Source organism: Paenibacillus sp. UNC217MF (genome assembly GCF_000686865.1).
Classification (GTDB): Bacteria; Bacillota; Bacilli; order Paenibacillales; family Paenibacillaceae; genus Paenibacillus_B; species Paenibacillus_B suaedae.
Genome location: NZ_KK366030.1, coordinates 220,542 through 245,236, shown reverse-complemented (window position 1 = coordinate 245,236; position 24,695 = coordinate 220,542). Strand labels below are relative to the sequence as shown.

The following is a 24,695-nucleotide window of genomic DNA, read 5'->3' as shown; positions in this document are numbered from 1 at the left end:
GCTGCATGATAACGGATAGCATTACGTGTCTAATTGAAACAACTCATCCACTGCTGCTCGAACTTCTGTGGAACCTAAGACAGCATCAACAATCGAATCGCGATCACTGCAGCTGATTTCGTTATTGCTTATCATGAATTCCTCCGCAGCGATTTCCTCGAAGGCGTTATGCAAATTGTTGTCATACCAATCTGCTTCATAATGCGCATCGTTGTGCAGAAGGCGAACAATCTCATAACCACCATTTCGTACAGGAGCCACATACGCAAGCAGAGGAGTCTCCTTGTCATCATCAGGGATAAGTCCTACTTCTGCACACAGACGCCCTTCGATTTCAACAGGACGACGAAATTTCGCAGCCTTAAATTCCATTATTGACTCACTCCTTATTTAAAATTTGCTCCACAAACCGCTTGGTATCAGTAGTCCCGAATTTGTATATGTAGGCATATACTTTGTTGAGGTTATGCTGATACGGAACGTTAATCGTATCATCCGATAGGCTTGTCAATAACAAGAGGCTATCCCGCATCTGATCCGTTTCGGCATCCCCCACTTCATTCAGCAGCCTTTGAAGCTCATCCCTTTCCGCTTCATTTACATGGACTACAAATTCATAACTCCCTGCATGTTGTTCCGCAACAACAGAATGATTCTGTACGGATACATAATAAGGCTGACGCTCCATGGAGCACCTCCTTTCCATTTAAGGGCCATTGCCTCGCCCTGTTTACTTCGGGGTTCAGCTTTTATGTGAAGCTTTTTTTATCATCTCCCGATGGACATACATCTTATGCCGATTTGCGCATACCCATGGTATTATCTCAATCTTCCAGCATGCCGGTGCTCGTTCTTCCGGTTGGACAGATTGGTGCGGAAAGGATGAACGTAACATGTGTGGAATTACAGGATGGATTGACTGGAACCGTGATTTGACCCAATGTTCTGGTGTTGTCGAACAAATGACCGCAACATTATCCGCTCGTGGGCCGGATGCGAAGGGAACATGGTTAACCAGTTCATGTGCGCTGGGGCACCGGCGCTTATCTGTCATTGATCCCGCGAATGGCGCCCAGCCGATGATTCGGCACACGGAGCAAGGGGTGTTTGCCATTGTATATAATGGCGAACTGTACAATATGAAGGAATTAAGAAAAGAATTAATCAGCCGCGGGCATTCATTTGTCACGCAGTGTGATACGGAAGTGCTGCTTGTTGCCTATTTGGAGTGGAAAGAGGCTTGTGTTGAACGATTTAACGGTATCTTTTCCTTTGCAATATGGGATGAAACGGAAAGACATCTGTTCATAGCTCGTGATCGGCTCGGGGTGAAGCCATTGTTCTATTCACAGGGCGAGGGCTGGTTCGCATTCGGTTCTGAGCCTAAATCATTGCTTGCTCACCCGGACATCGAACCGGTTATCGGGCTGGAGGGAGCCGCTGAATTATGGATGATTGGTCCCGCTCGAACCCCGGGACACGGTATATACCAAGCGCTATCAGAACTGCGGCCAGGCCACACCTTGAAGTACAGTCCGGATGGTCTTAGAATTCATTGCTACTGGAAGTTGGAGAGCATCCCGCATGAAGAGGACGCCGAACAGACAGCTAGACATGTGCGTGAGCTGCTGGAGGATACCGTTGAGCGGCAGCTCATCTCTGATGTACCCGTCTGCACCTTGTTATCTGGCGGGCTGGACTCCAGTGCGCTGACGGCCCTTACCGTTCAACATTACGAGCGGCATAATCTTGGCCAAGTGCATACGTACTCGGTCGATTATGTTGATAACGATCTGTACTTCCAATCTCATGCATTTCAGCCCAATGCCGATGAGCCCTGGATTTACCGTATGGTGGAGGAACTTGGCACTACCCATCATTGGATCAAATTCGATACCCCTGAGCTTGTCGCCTCCCTAGAGCAGGCTGTGAAGGTTCGTGATTTGCCAGGCATGACCGATATTGATGGTTCTCTCCTCTTATTCTGTAAGGAAATCAAGCAAGGCGCCACTGTCGCTCTCTCCGGCGAGGCGGCCGATGAAGTATTCGGCGGATATCCTTGGTTCCATCGAGAAGATGCCCTGAATGCCGGTACCTTCCCGTGGGCACTAGCTACCCCACTGCGTTCCAGCCTCCTGAAGCCTGAAGTCGCTTCCTTGCTTCGCGCAGAGCAGTACGTAGCCGATCGGTATGCAGATGCCGTTCGCGAAGTCCCTGTGCTGCCTGGCGAAGATGCACAAGCCGCCAAGATGCGGGTCATGTCCTATCTCAATATTACCCGGTTCATGCCTACCTTGCTGGATCGCAAGGACAGAATGAGCATGGGGGTAGGATTAGAAGTTCGTGTACCTTATACAGACCACCGCCTCGTCCAGTATGTATTCAACATTCCATGGAGCATTAAGACATATGGTGGGCGAGAGAAGGGTCTGCTTCGCAAAGCACTTGAAGGCGTATTGCCGGAAGATGTGCTGTACCGCAAGAAGAGCCCTTATCCGAAAACCCACAATCCGAACTACTTGAATACCGTTCGTCGTCTTGCGTTGGAGCGGCTGGATGACACATCATCCCCACTCCATCAATTTGTGAATGTGGAGCGAATCCGCAGTATCGCAGCCTCTGAGGAAGCGAGCTCGAACTTTCCTTGGTTCGGTCAACTGATGTCCGGCCCTCAATTATTTGCTTATTTGCTTCAAATGGACACTTGGCTGCGAGAATACCGCATTCGTGTAGCATGGTAACCTGAAACCTGAAGCCCACAAGAGCTCATCATCCAATAAAAAGAAGACACACGGGATACGCAGCAGCGTATCCCGTGTGTCTTTGTTTTTTATGGCTTCTTATTTGACAGCAGCAGGCTGACTTGCACGGATCGCCTGATCCAAATCAAATAAGATATCGTCAATGGATTCCGTACCGATAGATAAACGAATAAGTCCTGGATTTACACCTGCAGCAATTTGCTCATCTTCACTCAATTGCTGATGCGTTGTGCTGGCAGGATGGATAATGAGCGACTTCGAATCACCAACATTCGCAAGATGAGAGAAGAGCTTGACGTGATTAATTACTTGGCGTCCTGCTTCGATTCCGCCCTTAATCTCAAATGTTAAGATGGCACCCTGGCCCTTCGGCAAATACTTCTGTGCAAGCTCATAAGATGGATGGCTAGACAGACCACTGTAGCTGACCGACTGTACACCTTCATGTGCTTCAAGGAACTGAGCAACCTTCAATGCATTCTCACTATGGCGCTCCATACGCAGGTGAAGCGTCTCGAGCCCTTGAAGAAGCAGGAATGCGTTGAATGGAGAAATGGCAGCTCCCATATCTCGCAGCAATTGCACACGTGCCTTAATAATGTATGCGATTGGCCCAACAGCATCCGTGTATACAACTCCATGATAGCTAGGATCCGGCTCTGTCAATCCCGGGAACTTATCATTGGCAGCCCAATTGAACTTGCCTCCATCTACGATTACTCCGCCAATCGAGGTGCCATGACCGCCAATGAACTTCGTTGCGGAATGAACAACAATATCCGCACCATGCTCAAGGGGGCGAAGCAGGAATGGGCTTGGGAATGTATTGTCTACGATGAGCGGAATACCATGATCATGTGCGATATCGGCTACTGCCTCGATATCGAGAACATCGCCCCTAGGGTTGCCGATGACCTCCGCATACAGCGCCTTCGTCTTGCTCGTAATCGCCTTGCGGAAGTTTTCCGGATCGCTGGAATCAACGAACCGAACCGTAATGCCGAGCTTCGCTAATGTTGTCGAGAACAGATTATACGTTCCGCCATACAGACTCGTCGCAGAGACAATCTCATCCCCTGCTCCCGCGATATTCAATATAGCGTACGTAATCGCAGCCTGACCAGAGGCAGTAGCCAGCGCCGCTGCACCGCCTTCCAAAGCAGCAACCCGCTTCTCAAACACATCTGTTGTAGGGTTCATCAACCGTGTATAAATGTTGCCAAATTCCTTCAAAGCAAATAAATCCGCAGCATGATCAGTATCCTTGAACGCGTAAGACGTTGTTTGATACAGCGGAACCGCGCGGGACAATGTAGTCGGGTCAACCTCCTGTCCAGCATGCACAGCTAAAGTTTCCAATCCGAATTCACGTGGAGCTTTACTCATCTTCAACCAATCCTCCTTCGCCTTATTGCCCATTATTTTCTCATATTTTTCCGTTGTTGGAAAGTATAAATCCTGAGTATTTTGATATGAAAAAAAGGACAACTTAACTAACTATGTAGTCAGGTGCCCTCCGATGCTTGTTATTCCGTTGTAAATAGGTTAAAAATGCTTCTGTGCGTTTGTTCTCTACAAGAGGAACATACATTATGCAGCTATGTAACATGCAGTAATCAGGATTCAGCATGCGGATCAAGATGCATCTTGCGGCTACCCGCTATACTTCCGCTTGATCCGCCTTCATCACTTCAAGCAGCTTGCGAATCGCGTTGCCGCGATGGCTAATGCTCTGCTTCTGCTCTGAAGACAGCTCCGCCATCGTCTTGCCGAATGCAGGAACATAGAAGAGCGGATCGTAGCCAAATCCATGCTCTCCACGCGCCTCATCAATGATGAATCCATCACATGTGCCCGTGACATCGACATACCGCTTCTCTGCTGGATCATACAGCACGAGGCAGCAGACGAATTGAGCCGCACTCCGTACATGCTCTGCTACTTCTCCCAGCTCCTCATGTTCTGTACGGGATACCGGCAGCTTCTCCAACTCTTCGAGAAGCTTGGCATTGTTCGCCTTCGTATCGCCATGCCCACCAGCATATCGTGCAGAATACACGCCAGGGGCGCCCTCTAAGAGATCCACACAAAGTCCTGAATCATCAGCAAGAACAGGAAGTTGAATCGCTTCAGCGACTTCCTGCGCCTTCTTCAGTGCGTTTGCCTTGAAGGTATCTCCGTCTTCTACTACTTCAGGCAATTGCGGATAGTCTGCCATGCTGAGCACACGCTTGCCAAGCGAGGCAAAAGCAAGCTGAAATTCCTTCAGCTTGCCTTGGTTGCTCGTCGCAATAATGATCGTATCACTTGCTAGATGCATGACCGGCTGCCTCCCCACGCTCCAATGCTGCCCGTGCAGCGATCTTGTCTGCAATAGGGCCAAGTGCTTCCTTCTGCATCTCAACAAGCTCCAAGATCCCTTTCTCCGCGCTGGCAAGGAGTTGGTTAAGCTCTTCACGGGAGAACGGACTCTCTTCCCCCGTACCTTGCACTTCAACGAACTTGCCTTGTCCTGTCATCACAACATTCATATCGACCTTCGCTGAAGAATCTTCTTCGTAATTCAAGTCAAGAAGGGTATTTCCTTGAATGACACCAACGCTAACCGAAGCAAGGAAATCTGTAATCGGGTATTTGTTCAATGAATGCTGGTTCGCCACTTTATGAATCGCCATTGCCATCGCAATAAAGGAACCGGTGATGGAAGTGGTACGTGTACCACCATCAGCCTGAATAACGTCGCAATCAAGCGTAATTGTTCTCTCACCTAATGCATGCAAGTCAACAACCGAGCGTAGAGCCCGCCCAATCAGCCGTTGAATTTCCATCGTACGGCCAGTTAACTTGCCCCGGTTCGCTTCACGCTGGTTGCGTGTCTGCGTTGCACGTGGGAGCATAGAATATTCTGCCGTAATCCAGCCCTTGCCTTGCCCCTTCATAAAAGGAGGAACTTTCTCGTCAACCGTAGCCGTGCACAGCACCTTCGTGTCGCCTACTTCGATGAATACGGATCCTTCCGCGTATTTGTTCGTGTTTGTTCGAATCGTAACCGGGCGGAGTTCATCCGCCTTGCGTCCGTTGCTTCTCATTTAATAGTGCCTCCTACATTTCCACTGTCGTCCGTAAAAAGTAACATCCCCTATTCTACCAAAGAGCTTGGCGAAAAGCATCTATCCTTTCCAAGCCATATTTACAACAGGCCGCGTGACCGGCTCCGAATAGTTTATCTTGTCTGTTCCTTGAATATCCATATTGCCGTTTATTTTCAACTGAACCTTCTTCACACCTTGCCGTTCAGTAAGCGATAGAACAACCGCCTTCACCAATTCTGCAGGAACTTGATCCCCTTTTTCGAACATCGTATCAGCGAGATCCACTGTCAGTGTATCGCCGTTAGACGTAATATCATTAATTTTCGTTTCTTTGGTCATGACCATGTTCATCGCTTTCTTATTCAACGGCCCGGATATCATCTGTTCCAGTGTTGCTCTCACTGAATCCGATGATGGCTCAACCAGTCTAGTCACAGGAATAAAATAGGCCTTCCCCTCTTCACTGTAACTGGAAAAATACAACGTAACCGGCATGGAGCGCAGATAATTGACCGACAAATCCTTCTCTAAATTAATTCCTAATTGTCTGGAAAGCGGCGTATCCATTGGGGTGTGGTCTACTGGCATCTCAGACAGCCTCTTAGAATCCATCCATAATTGCACCTGATCTACATTCGGCAGAGAAGTAAGCGTCCACGTGATAGACTCCATCACCTTGCGCTCATCGTTCTTGTCGTAAGCGGCAAACTCCTTCGATAATTCCACAAATGCAGTCTTCTGCTCCGGCTTGAGCGTTACCTTCAAGCTCGTCCCCTTCGGCAGCGTGGCCGTAAAGCCTGGAGGCAGCATTCCCTTATGCACCCCGTCTTTCACCAGCATCTCCAGCGAGGCCTGCGCCACTACCGCCGGATCCCCGGAATTCCATTGATACGATATTGGAGCCAAGTAGCCATGGCGATCCTGTGCATATATCGTCATATTCGCTTGCTGCTGCGCTGCATCCTTTGGATTAACAGTTAATTCGCTCTTACCATCTGTTGCAGTCATCATCTTAGCCTCAACATCTGCTGGCGGCGGATCAATCGCACCGCTCGTGCCATTGCAAGCTGTTAATAGCAAGGGCAGCGTCAGTACTGCTGCCAGTACACCTTGTCGGAAATATTGTGTCCGCACCATAGGCGAAGCAACCTCCTCTATGCATCTATCGTGTGATCAGCGGGAGCCCGTCTCCTTATATAATGCGTGCATAAGGCGTCCCTTCGTCATACACCTATATATACGAGAGGGCTGTCCAAAACATGACGAGGTTTCTATATTGCAACGAGAAAATACAAGAGAAAGAGAGTAAGGAAAGCAGGGATTGGGTATATCATTGTCGTATACTTTCCTCATGCAATGGTGCAAAATGATAGGTATAGGAATGATGACAAGAGATAGAGGTGACTTCCGTGACAGATCATAAACATACTGCCAAGGCGTATAGCCTAGACAGTGAGAAAGTCGAAGCTGAGACACGCGAGTGGCTGCGCAAACGGGGAGTTCGCGTAGAAGAAATTGCAGAGTTGGTCATGTTCTTGCAGCAAAAATATTTCCCTGAATTGACAATCGACTATTGTATCTACAATGTGGAACAGGTGCTGCGCAAACGCGAGGTTCAAAATGCGGTTCTGACCGGTATCCAGCTTGATATCATGGCAGAAGAAGGGAAGCTGACACCCGCGCTGCAAGAAATGATTGAGAATGATGAGGGACTGTATGGCGTGGACGAAATTCTAGCCTTCTCCATTGTTAATGTATATGGAAGCATCGGATTCACCAATTACGGATATGTCGATAAACTGAAGCCAGGAGTCTTGGAACGATTAAACAATAAGGATAGCGGGCAGATCCATACGTTCCTTGATGATATCGTAGGCGCCATTGCCGCTGCGGCAAGCAGTCGAATTGCTCACCGCAAGCAGGCGGAACGCGAGCAAGAAATGCAATCTTTGTAGTTTATGATGACTTCCACAGCATGAACTCGCCAGAAGCAGAAGTAGTCATCGCTAAGCCGCGCCGTTGAAGTTCGACGAGATGAGCCAGAGTCTCTCCCATTGCAAAGCGGAATTGGTGCACAGTTAGACGATCCAGCGTACCGAAGCTGATACAGCACAGCTCGTAGGCTGTCATCGGCTTGTGGAGCACGGCCTGCATCTCCTGCAGACGTGCTTCATGATGCTGGATTAACTCTTCCGCACGACTCCTGAAATGTTGGAATGGATGTCGATGCCCTGGAAGCGCCAGTTCTACATCCAGAGCAGCAAGACGCTCAAGCCCGATGAGGAAGGACTGCAGTGGCTCGGGATCACTATTCGGCATGAAGCTGACATTCGGCGTTATTTGCGGCAGAACGTGATCACCGCACAATATTATACGCTCTTCCGCATGATAGAAACTCATATGGCCTGGAGCATGCCCTCCTGTCTCAAGTGCCTGCCAAGCATCATCCCCTAGCGTCACCAAATCTCCATCGCTAAAGAACGATATTTCGGGCAGCGGGGTTACCTGGGGAATGAAGCTATCCATATGAACTCCGATGGATTCCACTACCGCTATCGGCGCCCCATGCTTACGGTACAACTGCTGCATGTCCACAGTCATAGGAGATCTCCCATCCCACAGTCTCTCAACGTGATTCCAGCCTATTTCCGACAACCATACGGGTACGGACAACTGCTGCTGAAGCCAGCCGGCAATCCCGCTATGATCTGGATGGTAATGCGTCAGCACAATGGAAGCCGTGTTGCCAGCATGAATGTCCATTTCCCCCATTAAGCTGACCCATCCACTCTCTGTCTCATTGTTACGAAGCCCCGGATCAATGATAGTCCAGCCTGCTGAGCCATGAAGCAAATAGGTATTCACCCACCGAAGTGAGTTAGGGAGCGGCATTCTGGCTACATAAATATTCGCATTCACCTGCTGCAACTTCATTACTTGTTCCCCCTCATCCACAGATTGAGTCACATTTAATCATCTATACCGGTCTAATGCACCCATGTTATCGCTGCCAATTGCTAGTTCGGACTTACTCCGGACGTGTTCCAACCATGATAAGTCGAGAAGAAACGGCTTCATTGTATAAGGAACCATCATACCCACCATATACCTTCTCCATTTGCAACCCTGCCTCTTCAATCATATGATGGAAATCGCCTAATTCATACAGTCTAACACGCTCCTCATAATGGCGCTGTTCCCCTGTGCCCTCATCCGTCAACGTAATTTCCTTCTTCACGAATCCATTCTCAATATGCCGCTTCTCTTGAATCCATGTCCCTTTATCTTGGCGCTCAGATACTGGAACCAGATGCTGCATAACATAGCTCGGATTTAAGAAGTCTATAATAAATTGCCCGCCCGGCCGGAGCACCCGATGTATTTCATGGAATACCTGGCCGTTGTCTTCATCCGCTTGGAAATATCCAAAAGACGTAAATAAATTCACAACGGCATCAAACGCCCCCTTCACTGGCAGCTCTCTCATGTCCCCTGCCAAGAAGGTTACGACATGCTCTTCATCCAGCTTCGCCGCCTCTCGTAGAAGCACCTCCGACAAATCTACTCCTGTCACCTTGTACCCAGCTTCCGCGAGCGCCAGTGAGTGCCTGCCCATCCCACAGCATAGATCCAGCACAGAGGCTGCTTCGGGCAGCTCCAGCCACTTCATCATCCGATGCACTTCTTGTGCGGCCCCTTGAAAATCACGATGTTTATATACAACTAAATAGTCGCGACCGAAACTACGCTCGTACCATTCTTTCATACCTGTCACCTCAATTTATTTCTCCATTTCATTGTATCGAGTTAGGATCTAAAAGCAATGATTCCTACTGATTCCTACAGCATTACCTATTTCTATTATGTAAAAGGACCGCCCAGCAGATAAGTGACTATCTGCCAGGGCAGTCCCTTTCCTATAACCTAAACCAGTTCATCCATCATCGTATCTACTTGTAGATTTCGTTTCCGTTTACTTCATTTTCCCTTAATTTCATTCTTCTTGCTTCCTACAAGATTGACTTCCGTCAACAATACTTGCAGCTGGTCGAATGAGAAGGCACTATTGTCCTTCTCTTCGACGAAACCGCCGAAATTCGGCGAGGAGGAGCGCTGCACGGCAAATTCATACATTCTCCGCTTCAATTGCTCCGCAAGTCCATGCTCATTCTTCAGCTGGAGGATCCGAACAGCAAGCGCATAAACTGATGGAGATTCAAAGGTTTCTCGGACACTCCCATCCTCTGCGTATACACTCGGGATCTTCCCTTTGTGGAGGCTCCATTCCTGTTTCAGAAATCGGATTGTCGCACTTACATCCTCGCCTTCTTCCGCCAAGTACAACGCAGTGTATAAGGAATCGATCATATTGATGGATCCCGTTGAGGAATAACCTTGATCAGGTGTCCAGTACGTCTTGAACAACCCGTTCCCAAGCGAGCCCTTCTTCATTAGCTGCAAACTGTTATTCCGAACCGTCTCCCACTTCTTATCGAACACAGCCAGCATTCCCATCGTATGAATATCCATATAGGAGATCGTTGCACGGTCTGAGCGGGATTTATACTTCCAATCATAATGGTCGAACATGTAGTCCTTGCTCACATTGCCATCCAACAGCGTCTTGCTGATTCCCTTCGCGATCCGTCTTGCTTCCTCGACCCCCCATAATTGATCCGCATCGAGCAGTGCCCGAGCAATACGCAGATCATCGACCGCCGCATTAACGTCAGTCTGTTCATGCTTAGGGGAGTAGCGCCAGCGGACGTAGCCTTTCTCCGCTAATAGACGCCGCTGCAAGAACGCGAGCTGATTATCGAACAGGTTACGATTGTTCATCTGTACTGCATACAACATCATCAGCCCTGTTGATTCTGAGAGCATCTGATGATTGGCTGCTTGATGCTCTGACTCGGGCAAGTCGTCACGCAAATTCGTAAAGACTCCGCCATCGCTGCTCATCATGTGTTTCGCGACAAACAACAGGAGCGGCGATTGCTGCTCCGTTAGCTGCAGAGGAACAGCAGCAACCTGTTTCGTGTCTGAATACCACATATCCGCAGCAACCCATATTAATACAATGAATAAGGCGCCCCCTATGATCTTTACACCTATCGATCGATTTCTCTTCAAATTCATTGGAGATGGCTCCTCCCTTAGTTTCCGTTATTTCCGTCTCCGCTGAATCGCTCTCCATTTAAGTACAGTGATTGCAAATAGCGCAATCCAAAGACAGCCTCTATCTCAAATCGAACCTAGATCTGATCGTCAGTACGGAACGATTTGCATTTCAAGGAGATGGCATTATATGAATGCATCCATCCTTCTCAGGATGCCATACTTTCCCCTCTAGTGTCCACCCTACGGCGGGCCGGTGAAGATGAAATGCTTGTCCTGCTGCTGGGCAAACTGGAACTCCGACGCCTTCACGGCAGAATAGGCAACACGGCTTCCCGGCAATTGACGCAAGTTGTCACACCATGAACCAAACGTAATTTTTAGGATGTGCTTGTTGAACACAAAAAAAACCTGAGTACAAATGAGCGTACAGCACATTTGTTCTCAGGTTTACATCAGCATGAATGGCTATAGAGACAATCTTACTTCTTGGCCAAGCTTCGCCGATTCATAAATCGCATTTAGTATGCGGATCATGTCTACACCCTGTTCTGGTGTGAATATCGGATCAGCTTTGCCTAATATCACATCGACAAAGTGATCCACATTCTCCTTATGTCCTGATCCGTCTGTAAATCCTTCCGGCTTCATGTTCATATGCTTGCCAGCTGCAACTGTGAACATCTGAAGCTCATTATCATGCAGGCTGAAGCCAGCTTGTGTCCCGCGCAGCTCCACGAACGATTGTTCCTTCTCGATATGTGAAGCCCAGCTTACTTCCAGCTGGAGCGTCGCCCCATTGTCAAAGCGAATGAATCCAGTTGCCAGATCTTCCACATTGAACGTATCCCGACTGCCTGATGGAGCAGCTTTATCCATGAAATGGCCGTATGTCGCTCCTGATACTGCAACTGGCTTCGGATTGCCCATCAGCCAGATGGCCAAGTCGATCATATGCACACCCAAATCGATCAGAGGCCCTCCTCCAGATTTGGATTTGGTTGTGAACCAGCCTCCTGCACCTGGAATGCCATATCTGCGCACCCAGCCGCATCTTCCCGTGTATATCTGCCCCATCTGTCCTTCATCAATGTACTGTTTTAGAAATTGAGAACGCGAGCGGAAGCGATTATTCCGCATGACCATCAGCACTTTGCCCGACTTCTCGGCAGCCTGCTGCATACGTACCGCATCTTCTGGATTCGTCGCATCAGGCTTCTCGCAGAATACGTGCAACCCTTTTTCTAAGGCAGCAATCGCAACTGGAGCGTGCAAATAGTTCGGGGAGCAAATATCTACAATATCCAACTCCTCGTGTTCAAGCATCTCCTGCCAGTCTTCATAGACTCGAACCTGACCAATTTGATCCGCAACTTCGCAAGCAGATGGCTTATGCGGATCGCATACAGCGACGATCTGAACATGCGGATTTGAGAGAAATGCAGGCATATGCGCCCCACGGAATATGTTGCCTGTTGAAACAACTCCGACGCGTAATGGTTGTGATGATTTAAATGATGTCATGTTTATACCCACTCTTTCTTTCAAATTACATTAGGCTGTATGAGGATAACTCCAACGAAATCCGTGCATGTTGTCTAACTTGTCCCATTAATTCAATGGTTCAAGCGGTTGAGCGTTGCCATACTTCGGATATGTGCGTTCCGACGGCTTAGCCCACTTCACTGCATTGGCGATGACACGACGGATTTGCTCATTGTAATAGGTCGGATATGTCTCATGACCTGGGCGGAAGTAGAAAACTTTGCCCATGCCGCGCTGATAGCAGCAACCGCTGCGGAATACTTCTCCGCCAGTAAACCAGCTGACGAATACAAGCTCATCCGGTGCCGGAATGTCGAAGTGCTCGCCGTACATTTCTTCCGCTTCAAGCTCAATATACTCCCCAATTCCTTCTGCGATCGGGTGCCCAGGAGATACGACCCACAGCCGTTCCTTGTCGTTCGCTTCACGCCATTTCAAATCACAGCCGGTTCCCATAAGCTTCTTGAAAATTTTCGAAAAATGACCGGAATGAAGGACAATCAGTCCCATCCCGTGGAGCACGCGTTGATAGACACGCTCTACAATCGCCTCGTCCACCTCTTCGTGTGCCTTATGCCCCCACCAAATCAATACGTCTGTCTCATTCAATACTTCCTCTGTCAACCCATGTTCAGGCATATCGAGCGTTGCATAGCGCACATGAAACTCCTGACCCAGTCCCTCGCCGATCGCTGTATGAATCCCTTGCGGATAAATATCAGCTACGGTCTTGTTGTGTTGTTCATGTCTGTATTCATTCCAGATCGTTACGTTTTGTTTTGTCATCGCTGCATGCTCCTTTGTCCATTCATATAGATAAGCTTCTCATTACTGATATCATCTTATTTAGAACAGCAATCGCACCTTCCATTCATCCATTGATGCACGAGAACGAGGAAGATGCGATGCCTATATCACGTTACTTGGCGTGCATGATTTGAGGCCTAGACCCACCACATCTCGCCAATCGGTTCCTTCATTAAGATCGGCTTCAAATTCTCAACAGCTTTCGTGAAACCCTCATCAACGGACATCAAGCCATCCTCATGTTCTATGCTCACAACATAGTCATAACCGACAAGGCGAAGGGCACTAATTATATCTGCCCATGTCTTCGTATCATGACCATAACCAACAGTACGGAACTGCCAAGCGCGATCCAACATCATCGTATAAGACTGCATATCTGTTATCCCGTGCTTATGGATGTTCACAGGATCAATGGTCGTATCCTTGGCATGGAAGTGATGAATGGCATTCGCCTGCCCCAGAATACGGATTGCCTGTACCGGATCTATGCCTTGCCACCACATATGGCTCGGGTCAAGGTTCGCTCCGATTGCCTCGCCTGCCGCTTCGCGGAGACGAAGCATCGTACCTGGCGAGTGAACGGAGAAGCCGCCGTGCAGCTCGAGTCCGATCTTCAAGCCGCGTTCAGTGGCTAACTTGCCCACCTCTGTCCAGTACGGAATAACCTTTTCCTTCCACTGCCAGTCCAGAATTTCCTGATAATCTGTAGGCCATGGTGCCACAGGCCAGTTCGGGTATTTCGCGCCTTCATGGTCACCCGGGCAGCCGGAGAAGCCGTTCACAACTGGCACTTCCAGCTTCGCAGCGAGATCCAGCGTCGCCATGAAATCTTCATGATACTGCTTCGCAATATCCTTCTGTGGGTGAAGCGGATTGCCATGACAGCTTAGCGCACTGATCGTCAAGCCCCGGGAAGCAACAGCTTCCTTAAATGCCTTGAGCTTCGCCTCACTAGCTAACAGTTCATGCGGGTTGCAATGCTTCGCACCTGGATACCCGCCAGTACCTATCTCAACAGCTTCCACACCTTTAGCTGCTACTGTATCCAATGCCTCTTCTAATGGCAATTGTCCGTACAGAACTAAGAATACGCCTAATTTCATGAGTGTTCTTTGCCTCCTTCGGTACGATTCATGTGCATTCGTGCTGCTTATTCCGATTAGTCAAAGTAAATTGCTTTGCCTGTGCGCGAGGATTCGTAAATGGCTTCCAAAATCTCAGAAACGACGCACGCTTGTTCCGGCGTAATGATTGGCGTCTTGTCATTTTCAATCGCATCAATCCACATATGCATCTCTACATCTGGCGGATTATCAGAATCACCTTCATAGAAATCAACGCCACTTGCAGTCAAATGGAATTTTTGATCGTACAGTTGGCCGTGTCTTTCCCCGTTAATCGTCAAGCCGTCATTCATATCTGCGCCGCCTTCTGTACCGCATAGCGTACACTTCGCTTCGATGTTGGATGTTACGTTAAGCGCCCAGCTGGATTCCAAAATAACTGTCGCTCCGTTCTTCATCACAATCATCCCGAACGCGGAATCTTCAACCGTGAACTTCGCTGGATCCCATGAACCCCAAGCGTTCGCTGCATTCTCACGGCCGCTCAACTTATGATAAGCCTTGCCAAGCACGATATGCGGCTCGTAGTTGTCCATCATCCACAACGTCATATCCAGCGAGTGTGTGCCGATATCGATAAGCGGGCCTCCGCCTTGCTTCTCTTCATCCAGGAACACGCCCCATGTAGGAACCGCGCGGCGACGAATCGCATGCGCTTTGGCGAAATAAATCTCACCCAAGGTGCCCTCTTCACACAGCTTCTTCAAATAGCGGCTGTCACTGCGGAAGCGGTTATTGTAGCCTACTGTAAGCTTCTTGCCTGTACGCTTCGCCACTTCAACCATGCGGCGTGCATCTTCCGCCTTCTTCGCCATTGGCTTCTCACACAATACATGCTTATCGCTTTCCAGCGAAGCAATTGTAATCTCTGCATGGGAATCATTCGGCGTACATACATGAACGATGTCGATGCTCTTATCTTCCAATACAGCCTTATAATCGGTATAGACTTTAGCATCCGGTGTGCCGTACTTTTCCTTCGCCTCAACCGCACGCTCCTCAACAATGTCGCAGAATGCTACCATTTCAACATTTTTCAGCTTGGCCAAGCTAGGCATGTGCTTGGCATTGGCAATGCCGCCGCATCCGATAATCGCAATTTTATATACTTTTGACATGAATCTATTCCTCCCGAGTTTAGATTGATGGTGTAGGTCATGTATTCAACCGTACTATGTGTAGAGGTCATACCTCTTGAAGTTTCTCTTGAAGTCTTCTATTAAAGTCCGAGATTGTCCTTAATCCATTGACGGCTTCCGCGCACGCTATCAAGCGGTGCACGCTGACAATCATCCTGCTCTACGATAAGCCATTCCGTTCCTGCTTCTCGAGCAGCTTGAGCTACACCCACTAAATCGAGTTCACCCTGACCAAGCTCCATTGTCATTGGCTTGCCGTCTCCATCATATTTGAGATCCTTATAATGAATGAACGGAACACGACCTGAATATTGAGCGATTACTTCCAACGGGTTGAAACCACCATGCTTCACCCAACAAACATCCAGTTCCGCGAAGAGACTGTCTTCAGGCAGCTTGCCGAACAGCAAATCAAAAACCGTCTCCCGCCCAATCTTTGCTTCAAATTCATATCCATGATTGTGATAGCCCAGCTTAATTCCATGCGCTGCAAGTCGCTCTGCAACAGCTGCAAGCGCGCGAACCGACTCTTCCAAGATGTCTTCATCGGCTTCGTGCAGCTTCGGAATTCCCGGACAAATGATGTTACGGTTGCCGATGGCAAGATTCATTTCAATTTGCTCATCTAGGTGTTCAGTCAATTGCTCGATGCTGACATGAGACCCGGCCGCCTTCAAATTCAGGCGCTTCAGTTCACCTGCTAATTTCTCCGGCGCCAATCCGCCGTAGCCGGCAAATTCTACACCTTCATAGCCCATAGCCGCCACTTGCTCCAGTGTTCCGATAAAGTCTTTTTGCATCTCATCGCGCAATGTATAAAGCTGTACTCCAATTTTCAATGGATCCACCTCATTTTGTATAAATCGTTATGAACGATTATGATATCGGCTTACTTTTTGAAAAGGTTTTCAATGAACTGACTTCATTGTGCCACATTGCTTTCGGGGTGTGAATGAAGGATATCCTTTTAACATGAACAATCTTGCTATCTTTGCTATACTCTTTGTAAAGAGCGTAGACACCTATATATGGACATGATGGAGGAGAATATGTCGCAATCTGCTATCAATCAAGAAGAATTTACGATTATGTACTCCGGGCATGCGAGACATACGAAGCCATTCACTCTCGTCATCCCCAGGCTGGAGCATTACCTCATCCGCATACAATTGGAAGGCAATGCTCATGTCTGGATGGATGATCAATATACGGAAATTACACCTGGCGATATGCTCATGCTGTCACCGGGCTCTCATTATGATTTGAAAATAGGGTACCGCCACCCCGAATCAGGCATCCCTCACAAAAAAGTGCACAGCCTCGACTACTACTTCATATTGAATGGTCCATGGATACAAGCGTGGTGGAACCAGATTACCACTCACGGCAAGGTAGACATCGGAATCGACGATCGTCTTCTGTCGATATGGCGGGAGATTATGCAGGAGCAGCGGCTTTATGGAAGCCACAACATGAACGATATTGTTAGACACCTAAGCTTTGCTTACTTCCGCATGTTGGAGAGAACCTTAAATGAACGCGCACATCCCTCTTATTTGAATCGCAATCGCAGTGAGCAGGTCGCCCATCAAATGAAGCATTATATTGAAATGAATGTTACGGAGCCGTTTACGCTGCAGGATGTTGCAACCCGCGTGCAGCTAAGTGTGTCCAGAGCATCACATATTTTCAAGGAAACATTCCATCAATCCGTCATGGACTATGCCATCCAACTCCGATTGACGATGGCTTGCGAACGGATTTTGCATGGGTATATGCCGCTAGAGCAAATCGCTGAAATGTGTGGATTTCAAAGTTACTCCTATTTCCATCGAACGTTCAAAACTCGCCTTGGCATAGCGCCACGTGATTTCCGGGAGCAACGGCAGCTGGACAACCATGCGGATTCGAGCAATTGACGGTCGTGAAATGATTTGTGAGGAAATTGTGGTATTTTGCATAATCAGCTTGTGTTTCTGCTGTGGATTGACTATGATGATATTGAAATAATTTTCATCAAGATTAGATGTATGGTTAAAATTATTTTCACCATTTTTCATGTAAGAGGATGATATTTTTGTCGAGCATTTTGCATGCGATCCGGCAGCAGGTTCAAGATTTTCACCCGCAGGAGCGCAAAGTGGCGGACTATATTTTGCAGTTTCCGGGCAATGTAGTGACGATGGGCATCACAGAGCTGGCTGAACAATCCGGCACTTCACCCGCAACCGTCACTAGATTTTGTAAAACCCTTCATTTCCGTGGATTCCCGGACTTCAAGACGAAGCTGGCGGCCGACATGGCACAGCAGTCCACACCACTATCCTATCAGGACATTATCGCAGGTAATCCGCTGCGCGATATTATTACGGCCATCGAGTCCAATCATATACGCTCGATATCCGACACGACGCGGCTATTAGACATGGTTACGCTGGAGCGGGCAATGCATGCTTTTCAGCAGGCAAGACAGATTGATCTGTACGGAATGGCAACGTCCGGTATCGTAGCACTGGACTTCTACCAGAAGCTGATTCGTGTTGGCAAACGCGCGACCTGCTTCTCCGATCCGCATATGCAGATTACATCTGCCGCCAACTTGAATGAGCTTGATGTGGCATTCGCCATTTCCTATTCTGGAGAGACACCCGAGACGATCGATGCGCTGCAATGCGCCAAGGAGCGCGGCGCGACCACCATCTCACTAACGAAGGTTGGTTCTAATCGCCTCGCTAGTCTTGCTGATATTCATTTATCTGCTTCTTCTCTCGAAGAAGGCATGCGTCGCGGTGACATGGCTTCCCGTATCGCACAGCTCCATATAATTGATATTTTGTTCGCGGGAATGGTCACGGAGCAGTTCGATGATCATATTCCGAAGCTAGAACAGTCGTATCGCATGGTACGCAAGTACCGTAAAGATAAAGGGAGGTAACTCAGTTCATGAACATCTTAACGTTCCAAACAAACGAGGAATTAAACCAAATCGCTGCAGGCATCTTTGCAAGCCTCATCCAGACAAAGCCTAATGCCGTACTCGGCTTGGCAACTGGCAGTACGCCAATCGGCATCTACCAAGAGCTGATTCGCCTGAATGAGAAAAAGTATGTAAGCTTCAAAAATGTGCGTTCCTTCAACCTGGACGAATACGTTGGTCTGCCTGAAGGCCATCCAGAATCGTACATGTCGTTCATGAACAAGCAACTGTTCGATCATATCGATATCAATAAAGAGAACACTCGTGTACCAAACGGCAATGCAGCCGACTTGGAACAAGAGTGCAAGCAATATGATGAGATGCTCTCTGATGCATCCATCGACCTGCAGCTGCTCGGCCTTGGCCACAATGGTCACATTGGCTTCAACGAACCAGACCAAAATCTGCATGCAGGCACACATCTTGTCCAATTGAAAGAAGAGACTCGCCAAGCGAACAAGCGCTTCTTCGATTCTATTGATGAAGTGCCAACACAAGCGGTAACAATGGGCGTTGGCTCGATCTTGAAGGCTAAAATGATTATGCTCGTTGTTCGCGGTGCGGACAAGGCTGACATTGTTCATCGCGCTTTGACTGGCCCGGTTACAACAGAAGTTCCGGCATCATTGTTGCAAACTCATTCGAATGTAGTAGTTTTGCTTGACAAGGAGGCGGCACAACATTTCCATGGCTAATTCAACGTTTACCCTAACCAATGCAAATGTCGTAACACCGAACGGCGTATTGTATGATGGAGTCGTTCGGGTAGAAGATGGCCTTATTTCCTTTATTGGAAAGTGGTCAGAATTGGCACAGCCTGAGCAGGATGCTTGGGGCAAGGAAGCAGTAGACGCTAAGGGCGGCTGGGTGCTACCAGGCTTTGTCGATCTGCATATTCATGGCGGCTTCGGTGCAGACTTCATGGATGCAAATGCCGAATCTTACGATAAAATTACGAAGTTCCATATGGAGCACGGTACAACTGCTATGCTCGCTACTTCGATGACACAATCTCATGAAGCACTGGATCGTGTTATGGTAGCGGTTGATGCCTACATCAAGCAAGGCATGAAGTATACTCAATTGGCAGGCGTTCACTTGGAAGGTCCGTTCGTGAATCCGAAGTACAAGGGCGCACAGAACGATATCTACATGATCGATCCACAAATCGACTGGTTCGAGGATTGGCATGCACGCTTCCCTGGCCTAATGAAGCAAGTGAGCTTAGCGCCTGAGCGTAACAACGCTACGGAAGCCATCCGCTGGCTTCGCGCTCACGACGTAAATGCTGCTGCAGCACATACAGCAGCTACGTACGATCAAGTAACGGCCGCAGCCAATGCTGGTCTGAACCAAGCGGTTCACACGTTCAACGCAATGACTCCAATCCACCATCGTGATCCAGGTGTAGCCGGAGCCGTGCTTACCGATGACCGCATTACAGCTGAGATTATCTCCGACGGAATTCACGTACACCCTGCTTGCATCAAAATGCTGAGCCGTACGAAGGCTTCCGGCAAGCTCGTAATGATTACAGACGCGATGTCCGCAGCTGGTATGCCTGATGGACAGTATGATCTTGGCGGTCTCGCTGTAACGATGAAGGAAGGCGTATGCCGATTGACTGACGGCGGTTCGCTCGCAGGCAGTACGCTTACGATGATTCAGGCCGTGAAGAATATGATTCAATTTACAGGACTCCCGCTGCATGAAGTATCACGCCTTGCAAGCTTGAATCCTGCGAAGCAAATTGGAATCGACGGCTATACAGGCAGCATCGAAGTTGGCAAGCAAGCTGACTTGGTATGGACAGATGCTGATCTGAACATTGAACGCGTATGGGTAAAAGGCAGCACGCATATGTAAGCAGCTGTTGTCATCATACCTTGTTTACAACCATATCCGCATAAAAAAGAATGGCTTTCCGAAACGATACCTGCATCGTATTCGGGAAGCCATTTGTTGATTGCAGGGCATGACCATCGGAACAAAAAATAAAGCGTACTTGCCACGATGCTCGTTCTATGCAGCATGGGTATACGCTCGAATCTATCCGAGTCTGTCATCCGGACCTACTCATCAAAGACCTTCCTTCCCACATCAACCGATGTGTTCCAGAAGGCTGAATTGTCAGGGCGATGGGCTTAGCTTATTGTTAGATTTTTAACTCCCCAAGCTTGATTAGCTCGACTACCGCTTGCGAACGACCTTTTACATTCAATTTCTGCATCACATTCGAAATATGATTTCGAACGGTTTTCTCACTAATGAACAATTGTTGTGCAATATCACGGGTCGTTTTGTCCTGAACTAATAATTCAAAAACTTCGCGCTCACGATTAGTCAGTAGAAACTTATTTTTGTGATCGCTACCCTTCAAGTGTCACCCCTCCTTGCCCGAGTTTTTGTAATTTAACAAGGTTTAGGGATACAGTCAAATTTATACTATGAAGGGCCATTACACTTGGTGCGGTAATGCGCAAAAATGGGCTAACTAACGTGTTTGTTTGGCTAAAACAGTATAATTCCTTATGTTCGTCAAATGCTACCCTTATCCGAGTATGTAAACAGGACTCCGCCCTCAACAGAGTGAGGAATGAAGTCCGTTCGAAGCCTGAAATTAACGAGTTCCTGTTGTTCCTGTTCCTGGAGCCATATTGTGCAAGCGAGTTGGATGATTGTACGATTGATTTGTTACATTGGTTGGGAACAAACGGTACACCATCTCAGAGAATTCATTAGCAAATCCTGCAATCGGGTGGCCTGCACCTGCTTGCTTGCTGTACTCATTCATGCGGTTGACGAAGTCTGGATTGGCAGATACATACACATTATTGCAGCTCGGATCTTCCTTCTTCACCGCGTTGGCAATATGTGCCTTCAAGTCACCAGATATGTTATCATTCACATTAGATGTACCATCATAAGAACCGAGGCTACCAGCAGAGTATGGCCGTGGTCCATGTCCAGGCTTAACGCTCTTGCTGTGAACTCCTTTAGATGTATGATCAGTCACAACAGCAACATAAGCATTGTTGTTGTTCGTCATCATGACATGTGCCGACTTCACACCCTTAATGGAAGCGATTTTTTTGGCCAGTTTTTGGTTCATTTCCAGCTTGTTCGCGGAATGAGTGCCGTAGCGCCCTCCATTAAAGGCATTGTTACCATACGTACCATTACCATACGAACCATTGTAACCATACGTACCATACTGTCCATACGTACCATTGTTGAAATTATTGGTGCGGTAACCTCCATCATAACCGTAACCGCGTGTATAACCATCTGGGCTGAACTGATTCATGTTATAGGAACGTAGTCCATCACCCGAGAAGTTCGTATTGTAGCGGTTCGCGTTATAACGATGATCCGTTCCGAGCGGTCTTACACCATCATTGCCATAATTCATATTATGCTGACGCACACTCTTCGTGGACATATTGTCCCGATTTCCACAACCTGTAAGCCCCATTGTCATCACTAATGCTGCCGTCAACGTTAGCAAAACTGCTTTTGCTCGCATCAATGTTCCTCCTTGTTCAGTTCATAATTGAGGTGCCAACAATGTTAGCATGCGCTGACTGCCTGATGTTATGCCGATAGGTTTTTCCGATACTTCCACTCCTTGCATCTTGTTATCAGCTTGTCCTAAAAAGAATGACGAATTCCCCAATCGGCAAATTATAAAGCATGGATTGACAATTTTTTACCTGACGTATTATCATATTAGTATTAGACTATAGTACCTGGTACTAATTTATATTATATACACTAATTTTTGTTTAGGCGTTCATTCATCTCGATTTACTTGGATCGCACGCTCCCTTTCGGTCCGAACATAAAGAAGGAGGACAAGCATGCAAACGGTGAAACTGCACACCAAAGCGCAAATTACAGCATTCGGCACCTATGTGCCTGAGCGCCGCTTAACAAATGAGGATCTGTCGCACATGGTTGATACGAACCATGAATGGATTGTTCAACGAACGGGCATGATTGAACGACGGATTGTAGATGAAGGAACATATGCCAGCGATCTTGCTTTCAAAGCTGCTAAGAATCTGGCAGACACGTATCATGTTGATCTGCAAACGGTTGATGCAGTACTTGTAGCAACATCAACACCAGATGCCTTCTTCCCAAGCACGGCTGGCATCATTCAAGGAAGACTTGGCATCCCTCAAGCAATGGCGCTTGATATATCGAATGCATGTGCAGGATTTGTTAGTGCCATGCAATTGGCGATAGGACTCATTGATGCTGGTATGCATCGCAAAGTATTAGTAATTGGAACGGAAGTGCTGACCCGCACGGTTGATTACACGGATCGCAGCACTTGCATCTTATTCGGAGATGGGGCTGGAGCGATTCTTCTAGAAGCTGGGACTGCTGAGCAGCAATCTTGTTTCCTTGCTTCTGCATCATTAACGACAGGAGACTTAGGCGGGATCTTGCATCGCAAGGCTGTCGCCGATCGGATTGGCGATGTGGAGATGAAACCTGACAGCACGTTAGTTCAAAATGGGCGCGAAGTCCTTAAGTGGGCGCTCCGCCAAGTTCCGGTAGGCATTCAGCAATTGCTTCAAGACACTGGCTACACGACAGAGCAAATTGACATCTTTGTGCCACACAGCGCTAATCTACGGATGATAGAGTCCATATGTGAACGAAGTGGGATTCCGCTTGAGCGCACGCTTACTAGTGTCCAATATTATGGTAATACATCTGCAGCCAGTATTCCGCTGGCGATAGCGGGAGGATTAGCAAACGGCCGTCTGAAACCGGGAGCACTCACTTTACTGTATGGATTCGGCGGCGGATTCTCGCAATCGATCTTGCTGCTGCGCTGGCCGGATTTACAAGCATAAGGCTCGGATTGGGCATCTCTATGATTCACCTAATTCTCTTATAACTCCTACACAATGGAACCAGAGGGTACCCCTAATTTTGAATGAGCATGCATAAAAAGACGCTTCCATCCCCACCAATACAGTGGTTCCGGAAGCGTCTTTGTTCATCTAGCAGGACTAGCTCACATTTCTTGGGACAGACCCACATGCATTCCTACTTATATCATGAACACGTACAAACTCTATTTACCTGTTGCAGATGCACTATTTCCTTCAATTTCCCATTCTTTGATTGCTTCATCAAGCTTCGCCATCGGGACAGCATATGCCCATTGCCCGTCTTGAGGGATTATCCATACCTTCTCTCCAATCACGTATCCTTCAAATATCCTCTTCTCCGTAGCATTGATGGCATCTGGCTTCAATGAGAGTTCCAGCTTCCAACCTGGCTCGTGAGATGATCCTGCCAATAACTCCTTCTTCTGCTTCGGCAATTCGGTTGTCGACCAATCTCGGAATTGATTGATGAGCACATTAGCTTTATCTTCCGTAATAGACTTGTCCTGAAGCCGCCAATTCATCTCTGTTTGATTGCCTGAATCTGAATTCCCTGCTGAAGATTCTCCCTCACTCACATTCGTTGGAACGGATCCTGGATCATCATTTGAACTTAGGTTATATGTTTTCCCCGCATAGCTCCAACTGAATTGTTCCACCCGTTCAATTGGGAATGTTATCGGTTCCTTCAACACAAAATCATACGCGCTCCGCTTCAATCCCGACCATTCAGTAGCAGGGACTTGATATACCTTATTATTGTCATCTACCATCGCATAGTAAGTTCCTGAAATCGGGGTTTCATTGCCGATCTTAAGATTATGTCTTATCCCGTTAGCACCAGTTGCCTGGAATACCCACGTTGGCTTATCCAAGCCATATTTCCCAAGGTTCGCTGACTCTCCCTCAACGATCGAATCTGCCTTCGCCTTTGTCACTATAGAGATCCAGTCATTAATCGGATACGAATTGAGCGGATACGGACGCGGCTCTAACATCTCCCACTGTTCGCCCTTCTTATGAAGCGATACTCGGGAACCTTCCCCCGCTATCATAATAGAATCAATATCCTGCGCTTGCATCGTTATGAGCGGCACGGCCTCCGTATTCTCCTGTTTGGTGCGGAAGAAATCGTGTGTAGAGGCGTACACATAACCGGCTATGAATACAATCAGTAGTAGAAAGGTTGGGATGAGCCTTCTCATCTGTCTCATATTA

At 48.0% G+C, this 24,695-nt stretch carries 24 protein-coding genes; 7 read left to right on the top strand and 17 right to left on the bottom strand.

The window, feature by feature from the left end:
• Window positions 1–21: 21 nt before the first annotated feature.
• The gene (locus BP95_RS0128015; protein ID WP_036667653.1) at window positions 22–372 is read right to left on the bottom strand and encodes a hypothetical protein; all 351 of its coding nucleotides are present in this window, start codon (window positions 370–372) and stop codon (window positions 22–24) included.
• A gap of 7 nt (window positions 373–379) precedes the next feature.
• Entirely contained in the window at window positions 380–688 is a 309-nt protein-coding gene (locus BP95_RS0128010; RefSeq protein WP_021252342.1) for a hypothetical protein, read from the bottom strand.
• A 205-nt stretch (window positions 689–893) separates the two neighbouring features.
• On the opposite strand from BP95_RS0128010, the gene asnB reads away from it, so the two are divergent.
• On the top strand, window positions 894–2,741 hold the full coding sequence (asnB, locus tag BP95_RS0128005; RefSeq protein ID WP_021252343.1) for an asparagine synthase (glutamine-hydrolyzing): 1,848 nt from the start codon (window positions 894–896) through the stop codon (window positions 2,739–2,741).
• 99 nt (window positions 2,742–2,840) lie between these two features.
• Here the strand turns inward: asnB and BP95_RS0128000 are convergent, their stop codons facing one another.
• From BP95_RS0128000 to BP95_RS0127985, 4 genes are all read right to left on the bottom strand, one after another.
• Window positions 2,841–4,148, bottom strand: coding sequence for a homocysteine synthase (locus BP95_RS0128000; protein ID WP_028533787.1), 1,308 nt, complete (start codon window positions 4,146–4,148; stop codon window positions 2,841–2,843).
• 274 nt (window positions 4,149–4,422) lie between these two features.
• Window positions 4,423–5,082 carry an XTP/dITP diphosphatase gene (locus BP95_RS0127995; RefSeq protein WP_028533786.1) on the bottom strand — a complete coding sequence of 220 codons (660 nt, stop codon included), beginning with the start codon at window positions 5,080–5,082 and terminating at the stop codon, window positions 4,423–4,425.
• The gene (rph, locus tag BP95_RS0127990; protein ID WP_021252346.1) at window positions 5,066–5,851 is read right to left on the bottom strand and encodes a ribonuclease PH; all 786 of its coding nucleotides are present in this window, start codon (window positions 5,849–5,851) and stop codon (window positions 5,066–5,068) included. Before rph ends, BP95_RS0127995 begins: the two co-directional genes overlap by 17 nt.
• 81 nt (window positions 5,852–5,932) lie before the next feature.
• Entirely contained in the window at window positions 5,933–6,991 is a 1,059-nt protein-coding gene (locus BP95_RS0127985) for a GerMN domain-containing protein (protein WP_021252347.1), read from the bottom strand.
• A 272-nt stretch (window positions 6,992–7,263) separates the two neighbouring features.
• On the opposite strand from BP95_RS0127985, the gene BP95_RS0127980 reads away from it, so the two are divergent.
• Complete coding sequence (locus BP95_RS0127980; RefSeq protein ID WP_021252348.1) at window positions 7,264–7,809, top strand: phosphatidylglycerophosphatase A family protein; 546 nt, start codon at window positions 7,264–7,266, stop codon at window positions 7,807–7,809.
• 1 nt (window position 7,810) lies between these two features.
• On the opposite strand, the gene BP95_RS0127975 is transcribed toward BP95_RS0127980, so the two are convergent.
• The 8 genes from BP95_RS0127975 to BP95_RS0127940 form a co-directional block, all read right to left on the bottom strand.
• Window positions 7,811–8,788: an MBL fold metallo-hydrolase gene (locus BP95_RS0127975; RefSeq protein WP_036667652.1), complete on the bottom strand. Its 978-nt coding sequence runs from the start codon at window positions 8,786–8,788 to the stop codon at window positions 7,811–7,813.
• 94 nt (window positions 8,789–8,882) lie between these two features.
• Window positions 8,883–9,620 (bottom strand): class I SAM-dependent methyltransferase, encoded by a 738-nt coding sequence (locus BP95_RS0127970; RefSeq protein ID WP_028533784.1) that lies wholly within the window; start codon window positions 9,618–9,620, stop codon window positions 8,883–8,885.
• 212 nt (window positions 9,621–9,832) lie between these two features.
• Window positions 9,833–10,993, bottom strand: a complete 1,161-nt coding sequence (locus BP95_RS0127965) for a glycosyl hydrolase family 8 (RefSeq protein ID WP_028533783.1) — start codon at window positions 10,991–10,993, stop codon at window positions 9,833–9,835.
• 447 nt (window positions 10,994–11,440) lie between these two features.
• Window positions 11,441–12,496, bottom strand: a complete 1,056-nt coding sequence (locus BP95_RS0127960) for a Gfo/Idh/MocA family protein (protein ID WP_021252352.1) — start codon at window positions 12,494–12,496, stop codon at window positions 11,441–11,443.
• Window positions 12,497–12,583: 87 nt separating this feature from the next.
• On the bottom strand, window positions 12,584–13,303 hold the full coding sequence (locus BP95_RS0127955; RefSeq protein WP_021252353.1) for a ThuA domain-containing protein: 720 nt from the start codon (window positions 13,301–13,303) through the stop codon (window positions 12,584–12,586).
• A gap of 158 nt (window positions 13,304–13,461) precedes the next feature.
• Window positions 13,462–14,430 carry a sugar phosphate isomerase/epimerase family protein gene (locus BP95_RS0127950; RefSeq protein ID WP_021252354.1) on the bottom strand — a complete coding sequence of 323 codons (969 nt, stop codon included), beginning with the start codon at window positions 14,428–14,430 and terminating at the stop codon, window positions 13,462–13,464.
• 56 nt (window positions 14,431–14,486) lie between these two features.
• A complete protein-coding gene (locus tag BP95_RS0127945; protein ID WP_021252355.1) occupies window positions 14,487–15,569 on the bottom strand; it encodes a Gfo/Idh/MocA family protein in 1,083 nt (360 codons plus the stop codon).
• A 101-nt stretch (window positions 15,570–15,670) separates the two neighbouring features.
• Complete coding sequence (locus BP95_RS0127940; RefSeq protein ID WP_090513566.1) at window positions 15,671–16,438, bottom strand: sugar phosphate isomerase/epimerase family protein; 768 nt, start codon at window positions 16,436–16,438, stop codon at window positions 15,671–15,673.
• A 201-nt stretch (window positions 16,439–16,639) separates the two neighbouring features.
• Between BP95_RS0127940 and BP95_RS0127935 the strand changes: the two genes are divergently transcribed.
• The 4 genes from BP95_RS0127935 to nagA all read left to right on the top strand — a co-directional run bounded on the left by BP95_RS0127935 (window position 16,640) and on the right by nagA (window position 20,433).
• Window positions 16,640–17,509 (top strand): helix-turn-helix domain-containing protein, encoded by an 870-nt coding sequence (locus BP95_RS0127935; protein WP_028533781.1) that lies wholly within the window; start codon window positions 16,640–16,642, stop codon window positions 17,507–17,509.
• Window positions 17,510–17,667: 158 nt separating this feature from the next.
• The gene (locus BP95_RS0127930) at window positions 17,668–18,525 is read left to right on the top strand and encodes a MurR/RpiR family transcriptional regulator (protein ID WP_021252358.1); all 858 of its coding nucleotides are present in this window, start codon (window positions 17,668–17,670) and stop codon (window positions 18,523–18,525) included.
• Window positions 18,526–18,533: 8 nt separating this feature from the next.
• Window positions 18,534–19,262 (top strand): glucosamine-6-phosphate deaminase, encoded by a 729-nt coding sequence (gene nagB, locus BP95_RS0127925; protein WP_021252359.1) that lies wholly within the window; start codon window positions 18,534–18,536, stop codon window positions 19,260–19,262.
• Window positions 19,255–20,433 (top strand): N-acetylglucosamine-6-phosphate deacetylase, encoded by a 1,179-nt coding sequence (gene nagA, locus BP95_RS0127920; protein WP_021252360.1) that lies wholly within the window; start codon window positions 19,255–19,257, stop codon window positions 20,431–20,433. Before nagB ends, nagA begins: the two co-directional genes overlap by 8 nt.
• Before the next feature lie 289 nt (window positions 20,434–20,722).
• On the opposite strand, the gene BP95_RS0127915 is transcribed toward nagA, so the two are convergent.
• Together BP95_RS0127915 and BP95_RS0127910 are read right to left on the bottom strand one after the other, a co-directional pair.
• On the bottom strand, window positions 20,723–20,947 hold the full coding sequence (locus BP95_RS0127915; RefSeq protein ID WP_005547175.1) for a helix-turn-helix domain-containing protein: 225 nt from the start codon (window positions 20,945–20,947) through the stop codon (window positions 20,723–20,725).
• Window positions 20,948–21,187: 240 nt separating this feature from the next.
• Window positions 21,188–22,093 carry a YhcN/YlaJ family sporulation lipoprotein gene (locus tag BP95_RS0127910; protein ID WP_021252361.1) on the bottom strand — a complete coding sequence of 302 codons (906 nt, stop codon included), beginning with the start codon at window positions 22,091–22,093 and terminating at the stop codon, window positions 21,188–21,190.
• Window positions 22,094–22,427: 334 nt separating this feature from the next.
• On the opposite strand from BP95_RS0127910, the gene BP95_RS0127905 reads away from it, so the two are divergent.
• Window positions 22,428–23,438 carry a ketoacyl-ACP synthase III gene (locus BP95_RS0127905; RefSeq protein WP_021252362.1) on the top strand — a complete coding sequence of 337 codons (1,011 nt, stop codon included), beginning with the start codon at window positions 22,428–22,430 and terminating at the stop codon, window positions 23,436–23,438.
• Window positions 23,439–23,662: 224 nt separating this feature from the next.
• Here the strand turns inward: BP95_RS0127905 and BP95_RS0127900 are convergent, their stop codons facing one another.
• Complete coding sequence (locus BP95_RS0127900; RefSeq protein ID WP_231515223.1) at window positions 23,663–24,691, bottom strand: DUF4340 domain-containing protein; 1,029 nt, start codon at window positions 24,689–24,691, stop codon at window positions 23,663–23,665.
• Window positions 24,692–24,695 lie beyond the last annotated feature (4 nt).

Bases quoted from the DNA above. Each gene is read 5' to 3' on its own strand.
- BP95_RS0128015 (WP_036667653.1), bottom strand. From the start codon at position 372: ATGGAATTTAAGGCTGCGAAATTTCGTCGTCCTGTTGAAATCGAAGGG.
- BP95_RS0128010 (WP_021252342.1), bottom strand. From the start codon at position 688: ATGGAGCGTCAGCCTTATTATGTATCCGTACAGAATCATTCTGTTGTT.
- asnB (WP_021252343.1), top strand. From the start codon at position 894: ATGTGTGGAATTACAGGATGGATTGACTGGAACCGTGATTTGACCCAA.
- BP95_RS0128000 (WP_028533787.1), bottom strand. From the start codon at position 4,148: ATGAGTAAAGCTCCACGTGAATTCGGATTGGAAACTTTAGCTGTGCAT.
- BP95_RS0127995 (WP_028533786.1), bottom strand. From the start codon at position 5,082: ATGCATCTAGCAAGTGATACGATCATTATTGCGACGAGCAACCAAGGC.
- rph (WP_021252346.1), bottom strand. From the start codon at position 5,851: ATGAGAAGCAACGGACGCAAGGCGGATGAACTCCGCCCGGTTACGATT.
- BP95_RS0127985 (WP_021252347.1), bottom strand. From the start codon at position 6,991: ATGGTGCGGACACAATATTTCCGACAAGGTGTACTGGCAGCAGTACTG.
- BP95_RS0127975 (WP_036667652.1), bottom strand. From the start codon at position 8,788: ATGAAGTTGCAGCAGGTGAATGCGAATATTTATGTAGCCAGAATGCCG.
- BP95_RS0127970 (WP_028533784.1), bottom strand. From the start codon at position 9,620: ATGAAAGAATGGTACGAGCGTAGTTTCGGTCGCGACTATTTAGTTGTA.
- BP95_RS0127965 (WP_028533783.1), bottom strand. From the start codon at position 10,993: ATGAATTTGAAGAGAAATCGATCGATAGGTGTAAAGATCATAGGGGGC.
- BP95_RS0127960 (WP_021252352.1), bottom strand. From the start codon at position 12,496: ATGACATCATTTAAATCATCACAACCATTACGCGTCGGAGTTGTTTCA.
- BP95_RS0127955 (WP_021252353.1), bottom strand. From the start codon at position 13,303: ATGACAAAACAAAACGTAACGATCTGGAATGAATACAGACATGAACAA.
- BP95_RS0127950 (WP_021252354.1), bottom strand. From the start codon at position 14,430: ATGAAATTAGGCGTATTCTTAGTTCTGTACGGACAATTGCCATTAGAA.
- BP95_RS0127945 (WP_021252355.1), bottom strand. From the start codon at position 15,569: ATGTCAAAAGTATATAAAATTGCGATTATCGGATGCGGCGGCATTGCC.
- BP95_RS0127935 (WP_028533781.1), top strand. From the start codon at position 16,640: ATGTCGCAATCTGCTATCAATCAAGAAGAATTTACGATTATGTACTCC.
- nagB (WP_021252359.1), top strand. From the start codon at position 18,534: ATGAACATCTTAACGTTCCAAACAAACGAGGAATTAAACCAAATCGCT.
- nagA (WP_021252360.1), top strand. From the start codon at position 19,255: ATGGCTAATTCAACGTTTACCCTAACCAATGCAAATGTCGTAACACCG.
- BP95_RS0127910 (WP_021252361.1), bottom strand. From the start codon at position 22,093: ATGCGAGCAAAAGCAGTTTTGCTAACGTTGACGGCAGCATTAGTGATG.
- BP95_RS0127905 (WP_021252362.1), top strand. From the start codon at position 22,428: ATGCAAACGGTGAAACTGCACACCAAAGCGCAAATTACAGCATTCGGC.
- BP95_RS0127900 (WP_231515223.1), bottom strand. From the start codon at position 24,691: ATGAGACAGATGAGAAGGCTCATCCCAACCTTTCTACTACTGATTGTA.